The sequence below is a fragment of the Priestia sp. FSL W8-0524 genome (genome assembly GCF_038005965.1).
Lineage (GTDB): Bacteria > Bacillota > Bacilli > Bacillales > Bacillaceae_H > Priestia > Priestia zanthoxyli.
Window position 1 is genome coordinate 69,487 of record NZ_JBBOUG010000002.1, and the last position, 23,836, is coordinate 93,322.

Consider the following 23,836-nt stretch of genomic DNA (forward strand, 5'->3'; position numbering starts at 1 on the left):
TCTCTAATCCTCATCTATTAGAGAGCTTTTTGCATACGAATGTATTTTCACAAACTCATCTGTATTTCCTCGTGTAGAGGAAACTTCTCCATTCCTCCTACAGTCGGTTCTGTACTAGATATTCCTTTAATGTTTGCTGTAACGTCCCTTTGGCTTCTGCCTTATCCTCAAAGGAGATTCCTGAGTGAATCATTGTCCTAACTAGATCAGCACGTAGGCCTGTAAGAATAGCTTCACATCCCATCATTGAAATTCCAGTTAACACTTTCTGAAAATGATCAATAACATGCATTTCCATGTTAGCAATTCCAGACAGGTCTATAATTAATGTTTCAATCTTTAAATCTGAGATGCCCATCAACACTTTCTCCTCAATCGTTTGGATACGATGGATGTCAATCATTCCGATTAACGGTAGTACAGCTACAGATTGGCTAAGTGGTATAATGGGCACCGATAGATTTTCAACTAAGTCCCTCTGGGAGGCAATTAATTCATCTTTATACTTGGAATAACTAATGATAAAAGTGTTAAGAAATTGATCAATCCGATCATTAATACGCTTCTCTAAGGCATAAAATTCTTCACGATCAATAAAATGGTTATTTATTCGATCATATTGATAGAGAAAATGCCATAACGTTCGCCTAATGGCCTGTACCCATTCTAGTTTGAAAGCAAGAGTTAAGGAGTGCTCGGCCCAGGCTATCCCTTCTTGCTGAGCGAAAGCAACGAGTTGTTCTTCCTTTTGCTCCACTACATATAGAGCTAGCTTTTGAGCATTTTTTAAAAGATCAATATTTCCAGTTTCTAAAATGTCATTAATCTTAGAGGCAACGTTAACCGCCTCAGATAAGAGTTTATCCTGGAAATTCTGTTTGTTGTCTCTAATAAAATCGGTCATTTTCTCTCTCTGGTTATAAATAGTTTCCATTTTGAATACGCCCCTTATTTGTTTATTGATTATCGTTATCCTTAGTTAGTATCCCTAAATAAATTATTATCAATTTTTATTTTCAGTCTTTGTATATAAACGAACGTCTTCTTTCTATGTACTAACGACATTAGATATGTTTTTAGATAAAAACCAATAGAGCTTTTATAATGAATCTTTAAACCTGGATATACCCATGGTAATGCCCATTGTTTTCAACATGATAAAGGCTCAATAGAGGTTATTTTCACTGGCTGAAATCCATTCAGATAGTTCATCAAAAATGTTCTGAACTTGTTCTTTATTTAACGTGTCAACATTCTCCCAAGCAATAGAAATGTAACCTTCTACATAATCAGGATAGGAAATAGATTCAGAAGTCAGTGCTTTATAGAATAAAGGATTACCACCTCTATCCACTTCACCCTTACATCTATAGTTTTCAAACTTCCAACCATCTTTTGTTTTTATAAACTGATAAAGGTCATTTTGTCCCCATATAGGACTATAAATTTGCATTTTAAATCTAGATGCACTATTCAATTTCAGATACCTCCTACCTCCCCAAAATATCATTTTTAAATAGGATTTGTTGTATCTTTACCCCTAAAATATAAATTTCATTTACATCTTTTATACTATATATTTCTGTAGTTCCTAACTATATTGCATTCGCCATATAGCGCCTAACCTCAATAAGAAATTACATTTTATTGATTTATTTACAAATTTATTTCATAATTGAAATCTTTATTTCAATTATTGGAGATAACAACTTATTTGTATACCCTATGTTAAAATAGATTAAACTTCAATTTGTAAAATTTCGTTAAATAGTGAGGAAGGGTTTGGTGATAAATGACCATAATTAAAATCAAAGAAATGTTAGAAACTTTAGTACAGTATGAAGATAGTGAAATCACTCATACCATTTGTATTAAAAATAATACCTTTTCTCTCAGTTATTCTAAAGAACTAAAGAATTTTCAAGTGAAAAATGTTGAAACAGGTTATATTGAACATTTTCCGGATATGGAGACTACGTCTATAGCTTTGGATAGAATAATAAGTACTGTGGAAAAAAAAGTCACTGAGTAATAAGCTACTTTTAAAGTTTACATAAGAGGAATTCTAGGTAGTAAAAGGGTAAAAGGATAAGGAATTTAATTCAAAGTTATTTTTCTCTCTATTAGTTTAATTTGAAGGACAGAAGAAATCTATTTAAGTTGCAATAGGGCATCAGATTAATGTCTATATTATAACTTCTAGAAAAACTGCTGAAACAGAATCAGTAGTTTTTTTGTTTTAGGATATATAGGGTATGCACACTTTCCGTTTATTGGATTAACCATCTAATAAAAGGCGAATTCGATTTTTATTCTTTACCATTTGTAACAAATTGTTTAATAAGTCATAAAGGTGAGAGTAGAGAACTTTATACTAAGAAATTAACAAAAAAATAAGTATTTTGACACGTGGTGGTATAATTAATATAAAAACTAACTAATAGCCTCAACAGGCTTTTCGGAGGAAATCATGAAAGATGAAATAGGATTTTTAGGAGATAAAATCTTAGAATATAGATTTGAAATCGCGAATGAAGTACATGAAAATAGAATAATTGATATTACAGAAGAAGAAAAAAAACAATTGGCTCCTTTTGAAGGGGAACTTATTAATATCCGAGCTCACTTTATAAGTCTATTTGGTGAAGTTCTTAGGGATCATCTGGATGAAGAAACAGCACTCCAAAAATTTACACAATGGGGAAAAGAAACAGGGGGAATGTTTTGCAATTTGAAGGTACCATTGGATGAAGCGTTAAAAGATACAAAGTATTATCGGACTTTCTTATGGAAGAAATTGAAGGAAGTAATAAAGGAAAATAATCTATCAATAGATACAGTATTTGAAGTCGGTAGAATAATTGATCCTCTTCTCGATCATGCTGCTTATTCCTTTAGTTTAAGTTATATGCATTTCTATCAATTAACCCTTGAACGTGCACAAAGTGCATTTCTTGAATTATCGGTCCCAGTTGTACCTTTAGCCAAAGGGATGGCTATTTTGCCTCTCATTGGAAATATAGATACGGAAAGAGCCAATTATCTAATGGAGGAAGCGTTGAAATCAGCGAACAGACTGCAGCTTCAACGTTTAATAGTGGATTTATCGGGTGTTTATATTATAGATACCATGGTAGCAGATCAAATTTTCAAAGTGGTAGACTCGTTAAAGCTGCTTGGTGTAGAAACAATTCTAACAGGAATTCGTCCGGAAGTTGCACAGACCATTGTAAGTATTGGTATTGATTTTAGTAGTTTGACTATAAAGTCCAGTTTACAAAAGGCGATAGAAGATCTACTTATTCGTGTCAAAAACAATAAATAGAGAAAGCAAGAGATAAAATGACTAACTAAACGTATTCATGAATAAGAAGATGAGGAAGTGGCAACTATTGAAAGGGATTATAGGCGTTGCTAAGTACTTAGATAATAACGCAGAAATGTTAGCAAATGAAATTGTTCAAGAAATTTCTCAGAGCCCTAATTTTGAAGCTCTAAAGGAGGAACTTGAACAAGCAATTATCGTCTATACTGAATTTATTAGGTTTTTAGGCAAAAGTCTCCTTAGCAGTGAAAACAACGTACCTGAAGGACTTGTTGAATGGAGTAAGACCAATGGTAAGCGTACAGCATCTCAAGGGGATAGAATTTCTATTATTATTACACGCTATCCTCCTACTCGCCTAGTCTTTATCGATCGCCTTACTGAAATAAGTATAAAGCACGGACTTTCTTCAGAAGAAGTTGTATTTATTAATAAACGATTTAACTATTTGCTGGATATAAGCATCAGCGAAACGGTTACAGTGTTTGAACAAGTAAAAGATGAAATGGTAAAAAAGGCACAACAAGAGGTATTGAAACTATCTGTTCCTGTCGTACCCATCCAAGATGGAATTGCCGTTCTCCCACTAATTGGCTCTATTGATTCAGAAAGAGCTGAATATATCTTGGAGAATGTTATCTTGAAAATTATTAAAATGAAGGTAGAGTATCTAATTGTTGATTTCTCAGGTATTTTGAATATAGACACTATAGCTGAACGTTATCTCTTTGATATCTACAGTGTTCTTCGTCTACAAGGTATTGAGGTAGTGATGACTGGTATACGACCTGAACTTGCCCAAACTGTTGTTAGAAATGGAATCAATTTCTCATCTATTAAAACCTATGCAACGGTTAAACAGGCGATAGAAACTCAAAAAAGCTAGGAAATTAAGTTTATGAACTTGCTCGTACCTTAATCGTCAATTTAAAACGATTAGTAGTACAATAAATAACTGGAGTAAAATGAGTTTTTAGCTAGGAGTGAAAAATACAGGTGAATAAAAATGAACAGTTACGTACCTTTTTACTAAACAATGCCAAACGACTAACAGAAGAATGGTACGATTCATTAGATAAAAACAGCGCTATAGGGGTTTATGCTTCTACTGACTCTAAAGTTATTCAAACATTAAAAGAACAAAATTATGAGTTTCATGTATATGTTTGTAATGTATTCATAGAAGATGAAAAAACTTTTTTTGAAGAATTTGAAGTATGGATTAATAAAATCGCAAAAGATAATGAGCATACAAGAACACCCCTTGCGTCTATTATCAAAGAGTTTATGCGTGTTCGAAAGCAATATTGCGATTCTATAGATGAATTTGTAACCACGTATGAAGGTCATATTGAACCTACATTAATAGATGCATGGGAACAGCATATCATTCGAATTTTTGATATTACCATTTTAAAATTTGTCACAGCAGCTGAACAAACATCTCGTATGCAATTAAAAGCACATCAAGAAATGATTCACGAATTAAGTTCTCCTGTAATTGTAATTAAAAAAGATGTAGCCCTTTTACCATTAGTCGGAGATATTGATACAGCAAGAGCAAAGATGATTTTAGAAAGTACGTTACAACAGTGTGCTGAGAAACACATTGCTTATCTCTATATTGACTTATCAGGAGTCGTGATGGTGGATACAATGGTGGCTCATCAAATCTTTCAATTAATTGATACGCTTAATTTATTGGGTATTAAGTGTACATTATCGGGCATACGACCAGAAGTTGCTCAAACGGCCATTCAACTTGGTCTTTCATTTGAAAACATAAGAATTAAATCAAATCTTGAGCAAGCATTAGAATCAGATGTCAAAATAACCGTTGAGTAAAAAACAGTCAAAAAGCCAAGGGGTTTCCTTGGCTTTTTATATAGGAATATGTGAAATGTATCGATATACTATAGGTAATGAGATAAATTTATCGCTCAAGTTAGAGGAGGTATAAAATGGATAGGAATGTATGTAAATGGGCTCCTGTTCCTTACTTTCAAATTAATCAAGAGGGTACCATTCTAAATTCTTCAAACATCACTCACTTATATTTCCATCACACGTCCAATATATGGAATATCATTCATAAAGAAGACCTAACTAAAGTCATATTAATGCTGTCACGGAATGCTAGTTCTACTCCTATAACCGAACGTCTAAGATTACAAACAAGGAACAAGTTATTTGGAAATTTCAGATGCAAGATCCAATGGAAAGATAGTATAGGTCATCTGGTATGTACTGAAGTCAAAAGTATTAAAGTTCAAACTGTTCCATCTTTATCTGTTCTAAAATCTTTAGTAAATACTCAAAAACGTTTAGAGAAAACAGAAAAACAATTAAATAAAGTTGCTCAAATAATAAGTATAAAAAAACACTAATTTTTTGTTTTACTGTACATGATTTTCTCTATATTGAGCAAACTACTCAAGATGCAATAGAGCATTATCAACATAACATCTATATTTCAACGACTAGGAAAACTACTGTGCAGGAGCAATAGTTTTTTCCGTTTTTTTGTTTTATAGAATATATAAGGTTAGTTAACATAATGTACCTTCTAGGAAATAAAACAGAAAGGGCTTCAAATAGATATGAGGCCTTTATATTTATATAAAGAAAAGCTTAATTCTTTAAGATACTATGCTTTACAAAACTTCGATAATAGCTATAAATAATAAAATACGCCATTAAATAACTAATAAAAGTTCCAATAATATTCCATCCATTAAAATACTCTACTTATCCTCATGTTTATTCATAGGAAAAAATTTATTGGAGAAAATAATACAAATTATTAGAGTATGGAGGAAGTTAAGTGAAAGAGAAAAATCAGATTAGGCTTACCTCAGCAGAAATCGCTCAATTGTGGGCTCAATACTTAAGTGACAGTGCTAGTCAGTGTATATTACTTTATTTTTTAGAAAAAGTAGAAGATGAGGAAATCCAACCTATCATTGAATATGCTGCACAATTATCTAGTAGACATATACAAGAAATAGCTAACATACTGACTGAAGAGAAACATACGCTTCCCCAAGGATTTAAGGTCGAAGATGATGTTAATTTAACGGCGCCCAGACTTTATTCAGATACATATGTATTACAATTCATTCATCAAATGTCCAAGATTGGCCTAACAAGCTATGCGGCTAGTTTATCTTCAACAGTAAGAAAAGATATTACAGATTATTACAAGTCATGCCTAGTAGATACCATGACCTTATTTGAAATGTCCAAGGATACATTATTAACAAAAGGGCTATATGTCAGATCTCCTTATTTCCCCAATTTAGATCATGTTGATCTTGTTGAGAAGCAAAGCTTTATATGGGACCTTTTTGGAGAAAAAAGACCTCTTACAGCAATAGAAGCAAGTAATCTTTATGCAAATACGAAAAGAAATGCGTTAGGTATTGCTACTCTAATGGGTTTTAGTCAAGTAGCCAAGTCAAAGGATGTTACACAATTCTTTATTAAGGGCATTGAAATTGCTAAAAAACATGTTCAATTGTTTAGTGAAAAATTAGCAGAAAGTGATATTCCTATCGCTGTATCATGGGCTGCAGAGGTAACAAATGTGACAAGTCACGTCTTCTCAGAAAAATTAATGATGTATTATGTTTCTACCTTAAATGTGTTAGGTATAGGTTTCTATGGTACTGGTATAGCTCAAAGTCCTAGAATAGATTTAGGAGTCATGTATAACAAAATGTCCGTGCAAGTACAGATGTATTCAGAAGATGGAGCCAATATCATGATTAAAAACAAATGGCTAGAACAGCCTCCATTAGCTTCTGATAGAAAAGAGCTTGCAAATAAGAATAATCAATCCTAACTTTGAACAAACTACCCAAGACGCCGTGAGGCATCTACGGACTTTCTTATTCGAATTTTACACAGAAAACTTCCTTAACGCATTGGGGGAGTTTTTCTGTTTTCAACCTGTATATAATATACAGATCTAGTTTACATAATCACTCTTTCCGGAACACACCACAAAAAAGAACCCTTGTGGCCGTAAGGGTCCTCAATAGAGTGTGTTTCTGTTTTATGCAGCTTTTTATACATCCTTGATTTATCAACGTTTGGCCTCGGGCTGAGTGACAAATAGATGAATAAAAAGTGCACGTTTTATTCATATGCTCAAGGTTGTCCTATATTGCTTTTTTAATAAATTTGTTGTACAATTATTCAGACTTTTTTATGAATTGAAGCATACAAATTCCCTAAAAGCTATCCGTCCTGCAACGATGGGGTAGCTTTCTTTTTTTGTTAACGATATATAACTTAAAAACAAAAAAGTTACCTGTCGCAAACTTTAAACAGGTTCTTTGTTTTGAAATATAAATTTGTTTGATACTTTATATTCTATAGTTTTGTAATAAGGATATGGCTTCTATCGTGTATTGAGCATCGCAATTTGGATAAATACTTTTCCAAATGCCATCTTCACTTCTTTTAGAAATAAGTTCAGAGAAATAAGAATTTACAACAGGGTGCTTTGGAGATATTTGAGCATTTGACCATAGTATTAGAGGCCATGTTAAATCCATTACATCGAACCAATCTTTATGTTTGTTTTGATGTAAAAATTGATAGGATTGCTCCATATACTTCTCACTAGATTTGTAATCTTTTTGTGAAAATTTCACTGCTGCCATTGCGTGAGTCGCGTGAATATATCCTGGAAATTGACCTGATGCTGTTTTATGTGACTCAACCCATTGAATACCTCTAATAACTCTAGAATCTTTTGTATAACCAAGATTACTTAGAGAGGCTAAATTATTCGCTGTTTCCCATATTTCTACCTTTAAATCACCTGGTTTGTTCCATTCTGGTGGATCATCTTTATATTGATCTGGATTCTCACCCCAACGTCCATCTTCTTGTTGCGAACTCCATAGAAAATCTACTGTCTTTTTAACTTCATACAGGTCTTGTAGCTTAAAGAATATTAACCTCATAAGAGTTACACTAGTAGTTCCCATGTTAGAAACAGCGCTTTTAAATTCTTTACTATTCCATCCACCATCTTGATTCTGTTTTGCTGCCCAATTAAGTGGAAGCTCTTCATTTACATTCGAAATTCTTTTTGCATTCCATCTTTCTAACTCATTCCCATTTTCTAAAACATAATCTAATCCTTTATCTAAGATTGTCTTACTCATTTTAATTTTCACGTCCTCTTCCTTTAAAGTTCTAGAAAAGGATTCTATAGGGTATCTGGAAAACCCTTGAAAATGGTCCCGTATTTTACAAATCAACCTTGTCCAATTAATTCTATGAGCGAAAAGCGTTCAATAAAGTATACTTTTACGGACAGTTCTTTTATATAAGAAATTTATTATTTTCGTCGTTCGTTTAAGTTAAAAAATAAATTACGAACGACCTTTTAAAGTCATATACATTTACGAACGGTTTTTGATTGACAAGAGGAAGAGAAACACAAAAGGAGTGTAAAAATAGAAAAAACTCGTCAACAAGAGGCTTTTATTTATCAAGACAAAAACTTCCTTTTTCTATAGATAAAAGTATATCTAATAAAATATTCTTGTCATATCTCATAATAAACTTTATAAAAGCACTAATAAAAAATACATAGTATGTTATAAGCTTTTTATTAGATGTAGTCATCTTATTTTTAATTATAACTGTTATAATAGTCATGGTAGAATAATTGTTCATTTAAATTTTACTAGTATGACTTATGGATTATAGAGGAGGCAACATAGTGGCTACAGCAAATTTAGGATTTGAAGAAAAACTATGGCAAATGGCAGACAAACTACGTGGATCAATGGATTCGGGTGAATATAAGAACGTTGTGTTAGGTTTATTGTTTTTAAAATATGTATCAGATGCGTTTGAAGAAAAATATAAAGAGTTAAAAGAAGATGAATGGGCAGATGAGGAAGATAGAGACGAATATATTGCTGAGAATATTTTCTTTGTTCCCCAAGAAGCACGTTGGACATTTATCAAGAACAATGCAAGAAAGCCTGAGATTGGACAATTAATTGATGCTGCAATGGTTGTCATCGAGAAAGAAAACCCTTCACTTATTGGTGTATTACCTAAAGCATTTGCACGTCCAGAATTGGATAAAACACGCCTTGGTGAAACAATCGATTTATTCTCGTTTAAAGTCGGTGATGAGGAAAGTCGTTCAAAAGATATTTTAGGTCGGGTATATGAGTACTTCCTAAGTAAATTTGCAAGTGCAGAAGGGAAAAATGGTGGAGAGTTCTATACGCCTTCCTCTATTGTACAATTACTTGTTGAAATGTTAGAACCTTATAAAGGTCGGGTATATGATCCCGCATGTGGTTCAGGTGGTATGTTTGTTCAATCATCAAAATTTGTAAAGGAACATCAGGGACGCATTGATAATTTATCTATTTATGGTCAAGAATCGAATCCAACAACATGGAAACTTTGTAAAATGAACTTAGCCATTCGAGGAATAGATGGCAACTTGGGTGAACATAATGCAGATACATTTCACAATGATTTACATAAAGGATTAAAAGCTGACTATATTTTAGCCAATCCACCATTTAATATTAGTGATTGGGGTGGTGAAAAATTAACAGATGATGTTCGTTGGCAGTATGGTATTCCACCAAAAGGGAACGCCAATTATGCATGGGTACAGCATATGATTTCTAAGTTAGCACCAGCAGGTACAGCAGGATTTGTATTAGCAAATGGTTCTATGTCTTCAAATGCTGGCGGTGAGGGAGAAATCCGTAAAAATTTAATCGAAAATGACTTAGTAGAATGTATTGTGACACTACCAGGACAGTTATTCTATTCAACTCAAATTCCTGTTTGCCTATGGTTTGTTTCGAAAAATAAAATGAAAGCTGGTAAGCGCGAACGCAATAATAAAGTTTTATTTATCGACGCTCGTAATCTTGGCTTTATGGCAGATCGTACACATAAGGAATTTAGTGAAGTAGATATTAAAAAAATAGCAGATAAATTTCATGCATGGCGTGGTACTAATAATCAAGAATATGCCGATGAACTTGGTTTTTGTAAAGAAGCGATGATTGATGAAATACGCAAAAACGACCATATTTTAACACCTGGACGCTATGTTGGTTTAGCAGCACAAGAGGATGATGGTGAACCGTTTGAAGAAAAAATGACACGTTTAACTAATCAATTATCCGAACAATATGCGAAATCAAAAGAGCTAGAAGGCCAAGTTCGTCAAGCGTTAGGGAGGATCGGATATGGAATTTAGAAAAGTAAAACTTGCAGAAGTAGCAAGTATTCAAACTGGTCCATTTGGAAGTCAACTACACAAGAAAGATTATATAGAAGATGGTATCCCTATTATTACCGTAGAGCATTTGGGAAATAACTACATTATTCATGAAAATTTACCAGGTGTTAGCGAAAAAGATTATATACGTTTACAAAAATATAAGCTAGAGAAGGATGATATAGTTTTTAGTCGTGTAGGTTCTGTGGATAGAAGAGCCTTAGTTAGTGATGAAGAGGATGGATGGTTATTTTCAGGTCGTTGTTTGCGAGTACGAGTAATTGATAAAGATGATGTAAATCCTAAGTACTTATCATATTTATTTGGAACATATGAATTTAAAGAATACATCAAATCAATTGCTGTGGGGGCTACTATGCCCTCTATTAATACAAAAATATTATCGGATATTGAAATATCAATCCCTAAAATGGAAGATCAAAATCGAATTGTAGAAATGCTTTATTCTATAGACTCGAAAGTGTGGAATAACAAAGAGATAATTGAAAACTTAGAACAGCTTTCTCAAACTTTATTTAAACATTGGTTTATAGATTTTGAGTTTCCAAATGAACAGGGAGAACCCTATAAGTCAAGTGGAGGAGAAATGCTGGAAAGCGACGTAGGAGAGATCCCCAAAGAGTTTATTGTTAAAAAGGCGAATGAGGTATTTGATATTAATATTGGTAAAACTCCATCAAGAAAAGATACTGGGATGTTCTCCTTAAAGAATGGAATGACTTGGGTTTCTATTGCCGATTTAAAAGAACAAAAACCTTTTGTCTTGAACTCCAAAGAATACTTGGTACCTGAAGCTATTGATAAATATAATATTAAAATGGCCAAAAAAAATACTGTATTGCTAAGTTTTAAATTAACTGTTGGACGTGTGGCATTAGCTAGTAGTGAAATGACAACTAATGAAGCAATTGCTCATTTTAATCAAGTTGAAAATGGCATTAGTCCTGAATATACTTACTTATATTTAAAATCGTTCAACTATGAATCTCTAGGAAATACATCTTCTATAGCAAAAGCAGTAAATTCAAAAATAATTAAAAATATGCCCTTCTTGATTCCAAATGGCAAAGTATTAAATGATTTTGAACTTACAATAAAACCTTTATTCAAACAAATTAAGGAAATACAACTTGAAAACCAAAGGCTCTCTGACCTCCGTGATATTCTTACTCCCCAACTTTTATCAGGAAAGATTGAAATTCCTGACGAATTGGGGGTAAGGTAAGTGTTTAAATATAATGAATCTGAATTGGAAATAGCTGCGCTAGAATGGATAGAAGAAATAGGTTATGAAGTAGTAGAAGGTCCTGAAATTGCACCAGATGGTGATTATGCACAACGCGAAAGCTTTCATGATGTGGTATTAATTGATCGGTTACGTAAATCATTACAAAAGATTAATCCAACAATAGAGCGAAAAGTCGTTGAAGAAGCGATTCAAAAGATAGTTGCAAATGCTTCTCCCAATGTCGTTTTAAATAACAAGCAATTTCATAAGCTTGTGACAGATGGAATTGAAATTCAAACACAGGGTAAAGACGGCTATAATCCAACCGTATCTGTTTATGTATTTGATTTTGAAAATCCAAAGAATAACGACTTCATGGCAGTGAACCAGTTTACAGTTATTGAAGGCCAAGCGAATAAACGTCCAGATATCATCGTATTTGTAAATGGTCTACCACTTGTTGTCATTGAACTTAAAAATGCAACAAATGAAGATGTTGATATTACCGATGCCTATAATCAACTCCAAACATATAAGCAAACCATTCCGACATTATTTCGCTACAATGCTTTTTTACTTGCAAGTGACGGAATTAATGCGCGTGCAGGTTCTTTGACTGCTAATGAAGAACGTTTTATGAAATGGCGTACCGTGGATGGTGAAACATTAGCTAGTTCTGCTGAGCCACAGCTTGACGTTATGCTAAAAGGTATGCTCGAACCAAGTCGTTTACTCGACATCGTCCAAAATTTCATATTGTTTCAAACAGACGGTGTAGATACGTTTAAAATTTTGGCAGCGTATCACCAATTTCATGCTGTAAATAAAGCTGTCGAAAAAGCGTTACAAGCAACCTCACAAGACGGAGACCATAAAATCGGAGTTATTTGGCATACGCAAGGTTCAGGGAAAAGTCTATCGATGGTATTCTACGCTGGAAAACTGATTAAAGCGATAAACAATCCCACACTTGTTGTCCTAACAGACCGTAATGATTTAGACGATCAACTATATAAAACATTCTCCATGTCTAAAGATATTCTGCGTCAAACACCAAGCCAATCAGATTCACGTGATGATTTACGAGAGCTCTTAAGTGTGGAGTCGGGTGGTATCGTCTTTACTACTCTTCAAAAATTTGCACCAGACGAAGATACAGGAGAAATGCCTTGCTTAACCGACCGTAAAAATGTCATTGTTATGGCAGATGAAGCGCACCGTTCTCAATATGGATTCGGCGCATCGATTTCTAATCAGAAAGATCGTCAAGGTGAAGTGAAATACGGTTTTGCAAAGTATGTTCGTGATGCGTTACCTAATGCCTCATTTATTGGGTTTACAGGAACACCTGTTGAAGCAACAGATAAAAATACCCCTGCTGTATTTGGCGATTATATTGATGTATATGATATGTCACAGGCAGTAGAAGACGGAGCAACAGTAAAAATTTTCTATGAATCACGAGTTATCCCACTAGAGCTTCCAGAAGGTTTATCGATTGACGAAGACTATGATGAGATTACCGAGGATCAAGAAACATCTGTTAAAGAAAAACTGAAATCAAAATGGTCTCGTTTAGAGGCGATTGCAGGTGCAGAATCACGTGTACAAAAGATGGCAAAAGATATTGTTCATCACTATGAGGAACGTGAAAAAGCCATGTTTGGTAAGTCAATGGTTGTGGTGATGTCGCGTCGTATTGCCATTGATTTGTATAAGGAAATCATGAAGTTACGTCCAGAATGGCATTCAGATGATGATGATAAGGGTGCTATTAAAATTGTGATGACAGGTTCATCTAGTGACCCCGTGGAGTGGCAACCATTTATCGGTAATAAAAAGCGTCGTGAGTTTTTAGCACGTCGTATGAAAGATAATGATGATCCATTAAAAATCGTTATTGTACGTGATATGTGGTTAACAGGTTTTGACGTACCGTCTATGAATACGATGTATATTGATAAGCCTATGAAAGGTCATAACTTAATGCAAGCTATTGCACGTGTAAACCGAGTCTTTAAAGATAAACCAGGTGGCCTTGTTGTAGACTACATTGGTATTGCAGATAATTTAAAGCAAGCACTTAAACAGTATACAGATAGTGATCGTAACACAGCTGGTGTCGATACAGCTGCAGCAGTCAATATCATGCTTGAAAAACATGAGATCCTTATAGAACAGCTTTATCAGCATGATTACTCAGGATACAAATCGGAAAAATCTTCTCAACGTATTAAAGCAATTGTAAATACAATGGATTACATTATTGGTTTAGGAGAAGATGAGAAAAAACGCTTCTTAAATACCGTGACGGAATTATCAAAAGCTTACGCTCTATGCGCAACAACACCAGAAGCAGAAGAGTTAAACGATGAAATTGGTTTCTTCAAAGCAGTAAAAGCAAGTATCGTCAAAACAATCGGTGATGGTAGTAAAAAGAAAACAGCAACACAGATGGATGCTCAAATTAATCAACTTATTTCTAAATCAGTTATTTCAGAAGAAGTTGTGGATGTGTACAAAGAGCTTGGATTAGAAAACCCAGACATATCAATTTTATCTGATCAGTTCTTAGAAGACGTTCGTGCATTACCACAAAGAAACTTAGCAGTTGAGTTATTAAATCGTTTAATTAACGGTAAGGTGAAAAGCGTACAACGTAGTAACTTAATACAAGCACGTAAATTTTCTGAAATGCTAGATAACGCACTAAACAAGTATAATAAACGTACTCTTGAAACATCAAAAGTTATCGAGGAGCTAATTGCCCTAGCAAGAGAAATGGATGCAGCGTATAAACGTGGCGAGCAAACGGGCATGATTAAAGAGGAAGTTGCCTTCTACGATGCGTTATCTTCGCATGAGACAGCCGAACAAGTATTAGGTGATGATACGCTAAAGATCATTGCACATGAACTTACACAGTCAATTAAAGAGAACATGAGTATAGACTGGAATTTGAGAGATTCAGCACGTGCAAAAATGCGTGTTATTGTGAAAAGACTGCTTAAAAAGTACGGTTATCCACCAGATCTTCAGAAGGATGCTATTGAAATTGTTATTGAGCAAGCAGAGTTGATGTCTGCGCAGTTGGCGTTTGAGCTATAAAAAACGGGGCTTATAATAGCTCCTTTTTTGTATTATTAAATAATTAACTACACGTACATATCAAACGAAATTCAAATTAAGGAAGATGAATAGGAGTAAATATCCAGTAAACTAGTCATACAATTTTGACTATTAAGAAATAAAATGGTAAAATCATCATAGTTTATACCTCGTAAAAATAGTTATTAGGCAAATCGGTGAATTTCTGTCAAGCTTTATTTCAACTGTAATCATACTACTAATACAACTAAGAACGATTGATACTGCTTATAATGCCATTGTATCAACGTTTTGATAAATCTAAAGGGTTGCCTTCAAGTCTGGAATCGGACCGTTGAGGCAGCCCTTAACTTCTTTTTTTATTGCAAATAGCTTTTTCAAAAAATATATAATATAAAGGGATGTTTTAATGAAGCAGACATCAATCCAAAAAAATATTTTATCAGAAATGATAGAGCAATTAGACTTACCAGCGAGCGTAGATAGAAAGGTTCGAGATAAATATATATCCTTAAGTAATTGGTTTGGTCGTGAGAATAGTAGTCTAAAAGATATTAGCATTGATATCTTTTCGCAAGGATCATTCGCATTAGGAACAACAATTAGGCCATTAAAAGAGGATGAAGAATATGACTTAGATATGGGATGCAAATTAAATATTGAAGGATATAAAGATTCTCATACTCAAGAAGAGCTAAAACAACTGATAGGACGTGAGTTAGAGTTATATCGAAACCGTGTAGGAATAGAAAGGCCTTTAGATGAAAAACGTCGATGTTGGCGATTAGAATATAAGGATGAAGCTAGTTTCCATTTAGACATTGTTCCATGTATCCCATTAGAAAATGAAACGAAAGTAATATATGAGTCGCGTTTACTTGAAACATACGGTTATGAACAAAATTTCAATCAAGAAGTTGCCCATTTTGCAGTTAATATTACAGATATTGAAAATGAGAATTATCATAATATCACTAACGAATGGAATATTAGCAACCCACAAGGGTATGTAAGATGGTTCCAAAAGCGTATGCAAAAGAGTAAAATAGGAATCTTTGAGTCAAAAGCTTTTATTGAACCGGTTCCTAAATATGTGGAAAAAACAACCTTACAACGATGCATTCAATTGTTAAAGCGCCATAGAGACAATATGTTTGAAAAAAATAAAGATAGTAAGCCTATTTCAATTATTATTACAACTTTGGCAGCTAGAGCTTATGAGGGGGAACAAAATTTAGAAGAAGCAATTATTAATATTTTAAATAAAATGCCTCAGCATATTCGTGCTCAAAAGCCAAGAGTTCCAAATCCAGTAAAACCTGAAGAGGATTTTACAGACCGTTGGGATAATCCAGAATTTATCCATTTAAATTTAGAGGCGAACTTTAAGATTTGGTTACAACAAGCATATTTAGATTTCAAGAAACTTTTTGAGACAGAAAAATCAGAAGAAATCCATTCTATTCTAAATGAGAATTTCTCTTTAAATGTTAATATTGAACGCTTAGAAAAGGAATTTGGTTATGGAGTTGTTTCATCCCCAATTATTCAAGTAATTACTACACCATCTACTAAGCCATGGTGTCATTAAATGCAGTTTAATCTTCTTGGGAAATTTTTAGCTGAATATAGTGAGTTTAGGATGACACCTATTGTTGGTAACGAAATAATTTTACAGGGTAATCTTAATCGGCAACTTCATCATGAAAATTTCGGAACAATCAATATATTTTATTCTTTGCTGATTCATATTCCATTTGATTATCCGGAAAAGCTACCTATTATTTATGAAAGTAAAGCTGCAATTCAACCTACGCCATCTAATCATATTAATCCGGACGGGTCATTTTGCTTAGGATCACCTTTACGGTTGAAAATACTTTTGAAAAAAAATCCAGATTTTAAGTTTTTTTTTGAGAACTGTGTTTTACCTTATTTATATGCAGTTACAATAAATATCCAAAAAGGCGGTGGTTTTCCTTTTGGAGAATTGGAACATGGAACAGCTGGATTGATTTTAGATTTTAAAGAGTTTTTTTGCCTTAAGGATTCATTGCAGGTCTATCAAATGTTAAAAATATTGAGTAGTAAGAGAAAATTAGCTAATAGAATGATTTGTCCCTGTGGGTGCAAACAAAGGGTTACACGATGCAAGTATTTTCAACATATTTTACAAATGCGAAGGTTATTTACTCGTGTTGAGTGGAATGAGCAGTTACAACAATTTTAAGATAGTAAGAAAATCCAGAAATAAAGGGAGATAATAGTAATGTCAGTAAGTAGTATACCATTGGATGTTAGATATAGATTATGGGGAAAAGCAGCTGGTAGATGCCAATATCGAGGGTGTAATACACCTTTATGGATTGATGAACTTACAAAGGCCGAATTTAATAGTGCCTATCTTGCTCACATTATTGCCGATAAACCTGATGGACCAAGAGGAGATGCCAAATTATCGCCGTTATTAAATAAAGATATTAACAATATCATGTTATTATGCGACGTGCATCATAGATTAATTGATAAAAAAGACGTGAAGGGGCACCCAGTAAAGTTATTACAGGATATGAAAAGAGAACATGAGGAGCGTATTGGACTTATAACAGAGATGGATACAGATAGGAAAACCAATGTTGTTTTATTTGGTACCAATATTGGTGATCACAGCTCCCCTTTAAATAAAAGTAGTGTTTACCCAGCTTTAAAGGAGGAGAAGCGATATCCAGCACATTCAGAGCCAGTTGCTTTAAATCTTGATAATAGTTTGTTCAAAGATAGTGATGAATTCTTTTGGCAAGTTGAAACAAAGAATCTGCAACAACAATTTAAAGAAAAAATTGAACCTCTTTTATCTAGGGAACTAAATCATTTTTCTGTATTTGGGATTGCGCCACAACCATTGCTGATGGAATTAGGAAGGTTGTTCTCGGATATCCCAGTAGTAGAAACGTTCCAACGACAAAGAGAACCAGAGCCAACTTGGAAGTGGACAGAGGGCGAAGAATCTATATATACGGTTAAGGAGCCTCAGGAAATTAAAGATAAAGTTGCCCTTATTATTTCATTAAGTGGGACTATTACTAATCATCGTATATTTAGCGCGTTGGGAGAAGACATTTCAATATGGACACTTACAATTGATAATCCCAATAATGACTTTTTAAAATCAAAAAAACAACTGAGTCAATTTAGAGAAACATTCCGTAATCTTTTAAATCGCATCAAATATCTTCATGGTCAAGATAACGAGATTCATATTTTCCCTTCTGCACCTGTAGCTATTAATGTAGAAATAGGAAGGGTTTGGATGCCGAAAGTAGATTTACCTATGAAAATCTATGATGAAAATCGTAAAAATGGTGGATTTCAGTATGCTTTAACTATTCAATAAAGCTATGTATTGGAATAAAGACTTCACTATAAGAAGATTAAACAAACTTATATTCATATTTCAAATATATTGTCAACAACGTTTTAAATTTGGTTCTCCCGTAATTTTGGTGAAAGCTCCTGCATGATATTATAGTAGTAAACAGTCATGTGGGAGGGATTTAGATGAATTTACAGTCACTGTATAAGGATTGGATTCTATTATTCTCTAAGATAAACGATTCTGATATTCAACTTTATCTTCAAGCTAATCAATCTTCTAACCATTGTCCATCGTGTCAAACAATTTCTTCTCGTATTCACAGTCGTTACTGGCGAACCGTTAAAGATCTGTCTATTTTATCTTTGTCTGTTCATTTACACGTCCGTTCTAGAAAGTTTTTTTGTGATAACACTAGCTGTGATCAGCGAATTTTTACAGAAAGGCAAGAAAAATGGTGGCTTCCATATGCTAGACGCACCAATAGGCTTAGCTCTTTTCTTAAACAACTTGGTTTTACATTAAGCGCGGAAGCAGCTCACAAAGTTTCTGTTTCCTATGGAACATCTATAAGCCCTGATAGCTTTCTTTACCTTATCCGAAAGGAAGAACTGCCTTCCATTGGTTCTCCTAAGATTGTAGGAATTGATGACTGGGCTTTTCGAAAAAGACATCGTTATGGCAGCGTCATATGTAATTTACAAACTCGAAAACCTATCGCATTACTTCCAAGTCGGACTGTGGAGGAAGTATCAAAATGGCTAAAGGCCCATCCTTCCATTGAAATCGTCACACGAGATGGGTCGATAGAATTTGCGAAAGGAATTAAAGACGGATGTCCAGGTGCTATTCAAATTACGGACCGTTGGCATCTTTTCCATAACTTAAGCCAAAAAGTAGAGCAGTATGTGAAGAGAATATTCCCTCATCGAATTAGTCTATCTTGCCGGGTGAAAAGAAGAGAAGAAAAGGTTAATTCCTTATTGTCCAGTCTACCTAGTCTCACCGAAGGTGAGAAAAGGAAATGGGCGTTTATTCAACGTGTTCAAGAACGATACAAGGAGGGATGTAAAAAGGCTGATGTCATAAGAGAATTTTCAATTGATCGAAAAACATTGAATAAATACCTACAGTTAACATGCCCGCCTAAGGTCACAAGAGAAAGCTTTCATAGTGCGGATCCTTATCGTTCGACTATAGTGAGCCTTCTTCAAAAGCGTGCAACCATTCCTTATATCTTTTCTGTCATCAAACAACAAGGGTATGATCGGTCGTTCTCTACATTAAGTGATTATATTACAAAATTGAAACGAAGAAGGAAACAAAACGTTTCTGTCACCAAGGTTTTTGTGTCTAGGTTAAAATTGCAGGCTTACTTATGGTCTCGTCTTACTCCTACAAAGAAAGATCAATTTATATTTAATCGTTTATTTAAGTTACATAAAAGCTTTCATCAACTCAAATGCATTATTCAAGGATTCCAACATCTCATCTATCATCAAAAAAACGAACAATCACTCATGAACTGGCTTTCGAATGCCCAAAAAAGCAATATAAATGAAATAAAACAATTTGTCGCATATATTCAAACAGATATAGAGGCTGTTAAACATGCATTATCCTATTCTTGGAGCAATGGTATTGTGGAAGGAAACGTTAATCGTCTGAAAGTTATTAAACGTCAAATGTATGGACGTGCAAAATTAGATTTATTGAGTAAAAAAGTTCTGTATCAATTCCAATAATGTTTTCTGAAAAAAACGTTAGACAACATCAATACTTCTACTCGATGGCTTTCACCAAAATTACGGGAGAACCATTTTACAGTCGCTGATTACATATATTGCTGACTGTTTATATTATTTAATTAAGTTATAGTACAAAAAACATCCTCTAAAATGATAAAATATCAAATTCTGATAAATAAATAAGTTATTAATCTATTCCAGAAGATTGACAAAATTCACGCTATAACAAAAAACCGCTACTTTGAAGTAACGGTTTTTGCTTGTATTTTCATCAAATAGATAAAGCATATTGATAACGCGGTGTGGTTCTAGTATTATATTGGTACAAACACACTTCCCCCCAAATTCTTGGATTTATACCTCTTCCCAATTCAATTGCAAGCCCAGCAGGACCGGCATAGAAAAGATGAATTTTTTGATAATCTTGTTCCTGTAGTAATTTCTCAATTTCACCTTTAATTTGCGACTGTATATACAAGACATCCTGTTTGTACAAAACCCGCTTTAGACCAGGGTCGTTAACTTCAAAAGAAATACAATCAAATTGATCTGTTAGTGTTTGCTTGACAGATTTCATCTTTACTTTTCCGCTAACTGATATTAAAACTGCTAGTTCATCTTCTTCATTAATATCAGCAGATGAACTTAACTCAACTTCCTTGTGTCTGTTTGGGTGATCTGAAACCCATACCCCTTCTTCTCTCTCAAATTGATAAACAGTGAGGGGGACTGTATCTGTTAATAAAAAGCCCATATGAATTAACAGAGGAATTGGAGATAAAGGGAAAACTTCAGAGACATTTGCCTCTCGCTCTCTTATTTTTTTCGTGAATTTTTCATATAATTCTTGATTAATTCTTTTTCCTTCTTCCCAACCCTCTTTAGAAAAATCATTAAATTCATCCTGATTTTCTATAGCATCCAAAAGGATATAAGGTGCTTCCCCCTGATGGTCTATATTTGTTAGAGGTCCACCTAATCTCTTGTGTATTAGAGCAATGCTCTTTTTCTTCTTATTTTCCGACCAAGATCTTACCCAATCCTCATGATTTTTTTTCATTTTGAATAATTTATCTGGAGGAAAAAGATCTTTGGTATGTGCATCATCAATATATTTAGAGTGATAATGACACATAAGCATTAAGTTTGAAATATCTTCTAAATTTTCTTCCGTATAACCGTACTCTTCCATATATTCACGACGTGGGGCGTTTTTGGCGTGACCAATTATATGTGCTTTAATCCCAACATTGGTTAAATTACCATCTGTAGATGCAATTAATCTCTTGTTACACCCTTCAAAAGAACATATTCCTCCACAGTCGACCCACAGTTGATAATTTTCAGCAGCAGTCAAGGGCCTTCTTTTTAGTTCCTGTTTTCCCTTAGCTTCTTTGCTCTTCTCAACCTCGTTCTTTTTTTTCAACGAAATCCCTCCTTCTTAATTCAATTATTTTTTCATTAATTGAATTTCCGTACCAAACCTTTATCTCTTTTATACCAACAATAATAAAGAATAACTCATCGTTTTCAAAGCCAAGCTTTAGGAGACGATTCCACTCCTTTTTATCGACAGAAGAGGGAATCGGAACGTGTTGGGGGTGTGTATGCCATTCACCTAAATAAAAGCAACATCCGTTCTCACGTTCCCAAATAGAATTAAAGTATTCTTGATGCTCCTCAGGTTTTCTACTGAAGCGAAATCTGCTTCTTTTATCATTAGGCATTGGTTCAGATACATCATCGAGGATATAATGTTCATTCTCTATTAATATTCTTCCTATAAGTATTCCGCCTGCTTCTGAAGCAGATAATTTATCTTGTCTATATTTAAGCATCTTTTCTAGAACTTCAGGACGAATAAATAATGTTCTTTCATCTGGAAGAATAAATACAAATTCATTCTTAATGAGTATCACTTCCTTCTATTGAACAAACTCTACATTTCTCATTTTTATAAAGGTATCTAGTTTCAAAGATTTTTTCTGAGCTAAATGTATATCTAGGTGTAGTTTTATATCCATTCTCAAGAAATAAAGTGTCTTCACCCTTCCAAGAAAGCAGTGGGTTTCCTTGTACTTGTCCCATTAATACTTTTATACCTAACTCTATAGTCATTAGAGCTGAACGTTCGCTATCTAAAAAATTATATGGAGTAAAGACAGAGCCACAACCAGTTAAAGCTTTAGAAAACTCTTGGAAAGGTTTTGCAAATGCAGAACGATTATACAAAGGCATCTCTTCCTGCTGTTTAAATAAGCATTGGTAGCAGCCTTTCTTTTCGCCGTTTAACGTTACTAAAGTATGTCCACCTATACCTAGGGGTTCAACCCATGTATAAATTACTGGAGGAGGGTTTAATTCTTTATGTAACATTCGATTTATTAACATTTCCACATTAACAGAACCAATTGCTACAATTATTAGATCAACTTTTTCCTTACTTAAAACGCCATCCTCGAGCACCTTTATAATACCACTATCATAGGATTTAACTTCAGTAAAAGGATATTTTCGATTAATCTCTTGTTCAACAGAAAATACTTTTTGATTTTGAACAAACCCTAAGTCTCTTACCATACTAAACACTTGATCACTCCCCGCAGCATGACGGTGAATGTTTTCTAGTTCCATATTGTCAAAGTCCACTATAGATACCTTTTTAACTCCCGCTTTTGCAAACCTCACAGCAACCTCACTGCCGACTGAACCAACACCAGCGATTAATACATGTTTATCTCTTAAACCTGGATTCCCTCCAGTTCTATTTTGTAAGTAGTTAGGGTGCCACCTTTTTATATTTTTCGGATAAATGCTCATATTTTTAGGCTTTAAAACAAACGGATGAATTTGATTTATAACCCTGTTCTTCTTAATATTTTTCAGGTTAGAATAGTGACCGCTTAAGGTGCATCCAAATAATATGGTATTTCCATTTTGTATAGGTAATCCTATAATGACAGATTCTCTTCCTGCAGTAATATCCTTAGACTTTTGTCTTATAAGCCTTTGAAATTCTTGTTTATTATCAGATGACAAGTTTTTAAATATATTGTTTTTTAAAGTGGTAAAATCCCACATCTCAAAGTTTGCAGGAGGTTCTATAAATGCGCCTTTTTCTAAGGGGAAATATATGCATCTGTACTTTTTAACTTTTTTTGTATCGATATGAAATAATTGTTTAATAGCATTTTCTACAGGTTGATTCTTTTCGGCGGCTATATAGACTAACTGTTTATCATTCACAGTTTTTTGCCACAAAGTTAACTCTCTAAGTCTTAAATTTTCTGTGTCTATGTGCGCGTATATGTTTGATTTACTACCAGCAGGCCAATAAACTTCAAATTCTTCCATAAACTCTTGTTTGTTTTGGCCACTTGTGCCATCTTCTATCAAACTTATAACTTTTTCTAAACAGTGCAATAAAACCAGCGCAGGATAGCGTTCATCAATAATTAGAGATTCCGTTCTTGTGAAACACAAAAAACCTGAGGGAAGCTTATGAGGCATATGTCCAAATTCATTATTTTTATCAAAGAATTTTGGTAAAACATTGGGAAACATATTAGGAAAACCAACTGCTAAAACAGCTGGTTTTCCATTTACCTCGATTTCTATTTCTGCAACATTAATACAATTGCTGTATTCCTTGGGGTTCACTTCTTTTAAAATTTTAAATGAACGGATCAGGCTCTGGTTTAATATATCCAATTCTTTTTTTATCTTATTTAATACTTCTGACATCATT

19 protein-coding genes are annotated in these 23,836 nt (G+C 33.8%); 13 read left to right on the top strand and 6 right to left on the bottom strand.

What is annotated here, in order from left to right:
• Positions 1 to 97: 97 nt before the first annotated feature.
• Together NST66_RS27655 and NST66_RS27660 are read right to left on the bottom strand one after the other, a co-directional pair.
• Positions 98 to 934: an STAS domain-containing protein gene (locus NST66_RS27655; protein WP_340843800.1), complete on the bottom strand. Its 837-nt coding sequence runs from the start codon at positions 932 to 934 to the stop codon at positions 98 to 100.
• Between the two features lie 231 nt (positions 935 to 1,165).
• Positions 1,166 to 1,477 (bottom strand): hypothetical protein, encoded by a 312-nt coding sequence (locus NST66_RS27660; protein WP_340843801.1) that lies wholly within the window; start codon positions 1,475 to 1,477, stop codon positions 1,166 to 1,168.
• Between the two features lie 315 nt (positions 1,478 to 1,792).
• Between NST66_RS27660 and NST66_RS27665 the strand changes: the two genes are divergently transcribed.
• The 6 genes from NST66_RS27665 (at position 1,793) to NST66_RS27690 (ending at position 7,169) form a co-directional block, all read left to right on the top strand.
• Positions 1,793 to 2,032, top strand: a complete 240-nt coding sequence (locus NST66_RS27665; RefSeq protein WP_340843802.1) for a hypothetical protein — start codon at positions 1,793 to 1,795, stop codon at positions 2,030 to 2,032.
• A gap of 438 nt (positions 2,033 to 2,470) precedes the next feature.
• Positions 2,471 to 3,325, top strand: coding sequence for an STAS domain-containing protein (locus tag NST66_RS27670; RefSeq protein ID WP_340843803.1), 855 nt, complete (start codon positions 2,471 to 2,473; stop codon positions 3,323 to 3,325).
• A 67-nt stretch (positions 3,326 to 3,392) separates the two neighbouring features.
• A complete protein-coding gene (locus NST66_RS27675) occupies positions 3,393 to 4,211 on the top strand; it encodes an STAS domain-containing protein (protein WP_340843804.1) in 819 nt (272 codons plus the stop codon).
• Between the two features lie 110 nt (positions 4,212 to 4,321).
• On the top strand, positions 4,322 to 5,170 hold the full coding sequence (locus NST66_RS27680; protein WP_340843805.1) for an STAS domain-containing protein: 849 nt from the start codon (positions 4,322 to 4,324) through the stop codon (positions 5,168 to 5,170).
• Between the two features lie 116 nt (positions 5,171 to 5,286).
• Positions 5,287 to 5,712, top strand: coding sequence for a hypothetical protein (locus NST66_RS27685; protein ID WP_340843806.1), 426 nt, complete (start codon positions 5,287 to 5,289; stop codon positions 5,710 to 5,712).
• A 437-nt stretch (positions 5,713 to 6,149) separates the two neighbouring features.
• The gene (locus NST66_RS27690; RefSeq protein ID WP_340843807.1) at positions 6,150 to 7,169 is read left to right on the top strand and encodes a DUF3231 family protein; all 1,020 of its coding nucleotides are present in this window, start codon (positions 6,150 to 6,152) and stop codon (positions 7,167 to 7,169) included.
• Positions 7,170 to 7,695: 526 nt separating this feature from the next.
• On the opposite strand, the gene NST66_RS27695 is transcribed toward NST66_RS27690, so the two are convergent.
• Positions 7,696 to 8,517: a hypothetical protein gene (locus NST66_RS27695; protein ID WP_340843808.1), complete on the bottom strand. Its 822-nt coding sequence runs from the start codon at positions 8,515 to 8,517 to the stop codon at positions 7,696 to 7,698.
• A gap of 527 nt (positions 8,518 to 9,044) precedes the next feature.
• Between NST66_RS27695 and NST66_RS27700 the strand changes: the two genes are divergently transcribed.
• From NST66_RS27700 to NST66_RS27730, 7 genes are all read left to right on the top strand, one after another.
• Entirely contained in the window at positions 9,045 to 10,589 is a 1,545-nt protein-coding gene (locus tag NST66_RS27700) for a class I SAM-dependent DNA methyltransferase (protein ID WP_340843809.1), read from the top strand.
• Positions 10,579 to 11,856 carry a restriction endonuclease subunit S gene (locus NST66_RS27705; RefSeq protein WP_340843810.1) on the top strand — a complete coding sequence of 426 codons (1,278 nt, stop codon included), beginning with the start codon at positions 10,579 to 10,581 and terminating at the stop codon, positions 11,854 to 11,856. Before NST66_RS27700 ends, NST66_RS27705 begins: the two co-directional genes overlap by 11 nt.
• Positions 11,857 to 14,967: a type I restriction endonuclease subunit R gene (locus NST66_RS27710; RefSeq protein WP_335549870.1), complete on the top strand. Its 3,111-nt coding sequence runs from the start codon at positions 11,857 to 11,859 to the stop codon at positions 14,965 to 14,967.
• A gap of 409 nt (positions 14,968 to 15,376) precedes the next feature.
• Complete coding sequence (locus NST66_RS27715; protein WP_340843811.1) at positions 15,377 to 16,558, top strand: nucleotidyltransferase domain-containing protein; 1,182 nt, start codon at positions 15,377 to 15,379, stop codon at positions 16,556 to 16,558.
• Positions 16,559 to 17,197, top strand: a complete 639-nt coding sequence (locus NST66_RS27720; protein ID WP_340843812.1) for a hypothetical protein — start codon at positions 16,559 to 16,561, stop codon at positions 17,195 to 17,197.
• A 39-nt stretch (positions 17,198 to 17,236) separates the two neighbouring features.
• Positions 17,237 to 18,361, top strand: a complete 1,125-nt coding sequence (locus tag NST66_RS27725; RefSeq protein ID WP_335549873.1) for an SAVED domain-containing protein — start codon at positions 17,237 to 17,239, stop codon at positions 18,359 to 18,361.
• 164 nt (positions 18,362 to 18,525) lie between these two features.
• A complete protein-coding gene (locus NST66_RS27730) occupies positions 18,526 to 20,085 on the top strand; it encodes an ISL3 family transposase (protein WP_325078032.1) in 1,560 nt (519 codons plus the stop codon).
• Between the two features lie 274 nt (positions 20,086 to 20,359).
• On the opposite strand, the gene NST66_RS27735 is transcribed toward NST66_RS27730, so the two are convergent.
• From NST66_RS27735 to NST66_RS27745, 3 genes are read right to left on the bottom strand one after another with little or no spacing between them, the layout of a single operon-like run.
• Complete coding sequence (locus NST66_RS27735) at positions 20,360 to 21,514, bottom strand: SAVED domain-containing protein (RefSeq protein WP_335549877.1); 1,155 nt, start codon at positions 21,512 to 21,514, stop codon at positions 20,360 to 20,362.
• Positions 21,492 to 22,007 (bottom strand): Mov34/MPN/PAD-1 family protein, encoded by a 516-nt coding sequence (locus tag NST66_RS27740; RefSeq protein ID WP_335549876.1) that lies wholly within the window; start codon positions 22,005 to 22,007, stop codon positions 21,492 to 21,494. The genes NST66_RS27735 and NST66_RS27740 overlap by 23 nt, the downstream gene beginning before the upstream one ends.
• Positions 21,994 to 23,832, bottom strand: coding sequence for a ThiF family adenylyltransferase (locus NST66_RS27745; RefSeq protein WP_335549875.1), 1,839 nt, complete (start codon positions 23,830 to 23,832; stop codon positions 21,994 to 21,996). Before NST66_RS27745 ends, NST66_RS27740 begins: the two co-directional genes overlap by 14 nt.
• Positions 23,833 to 23,836 lie beyond the last annotated feature (4 nt).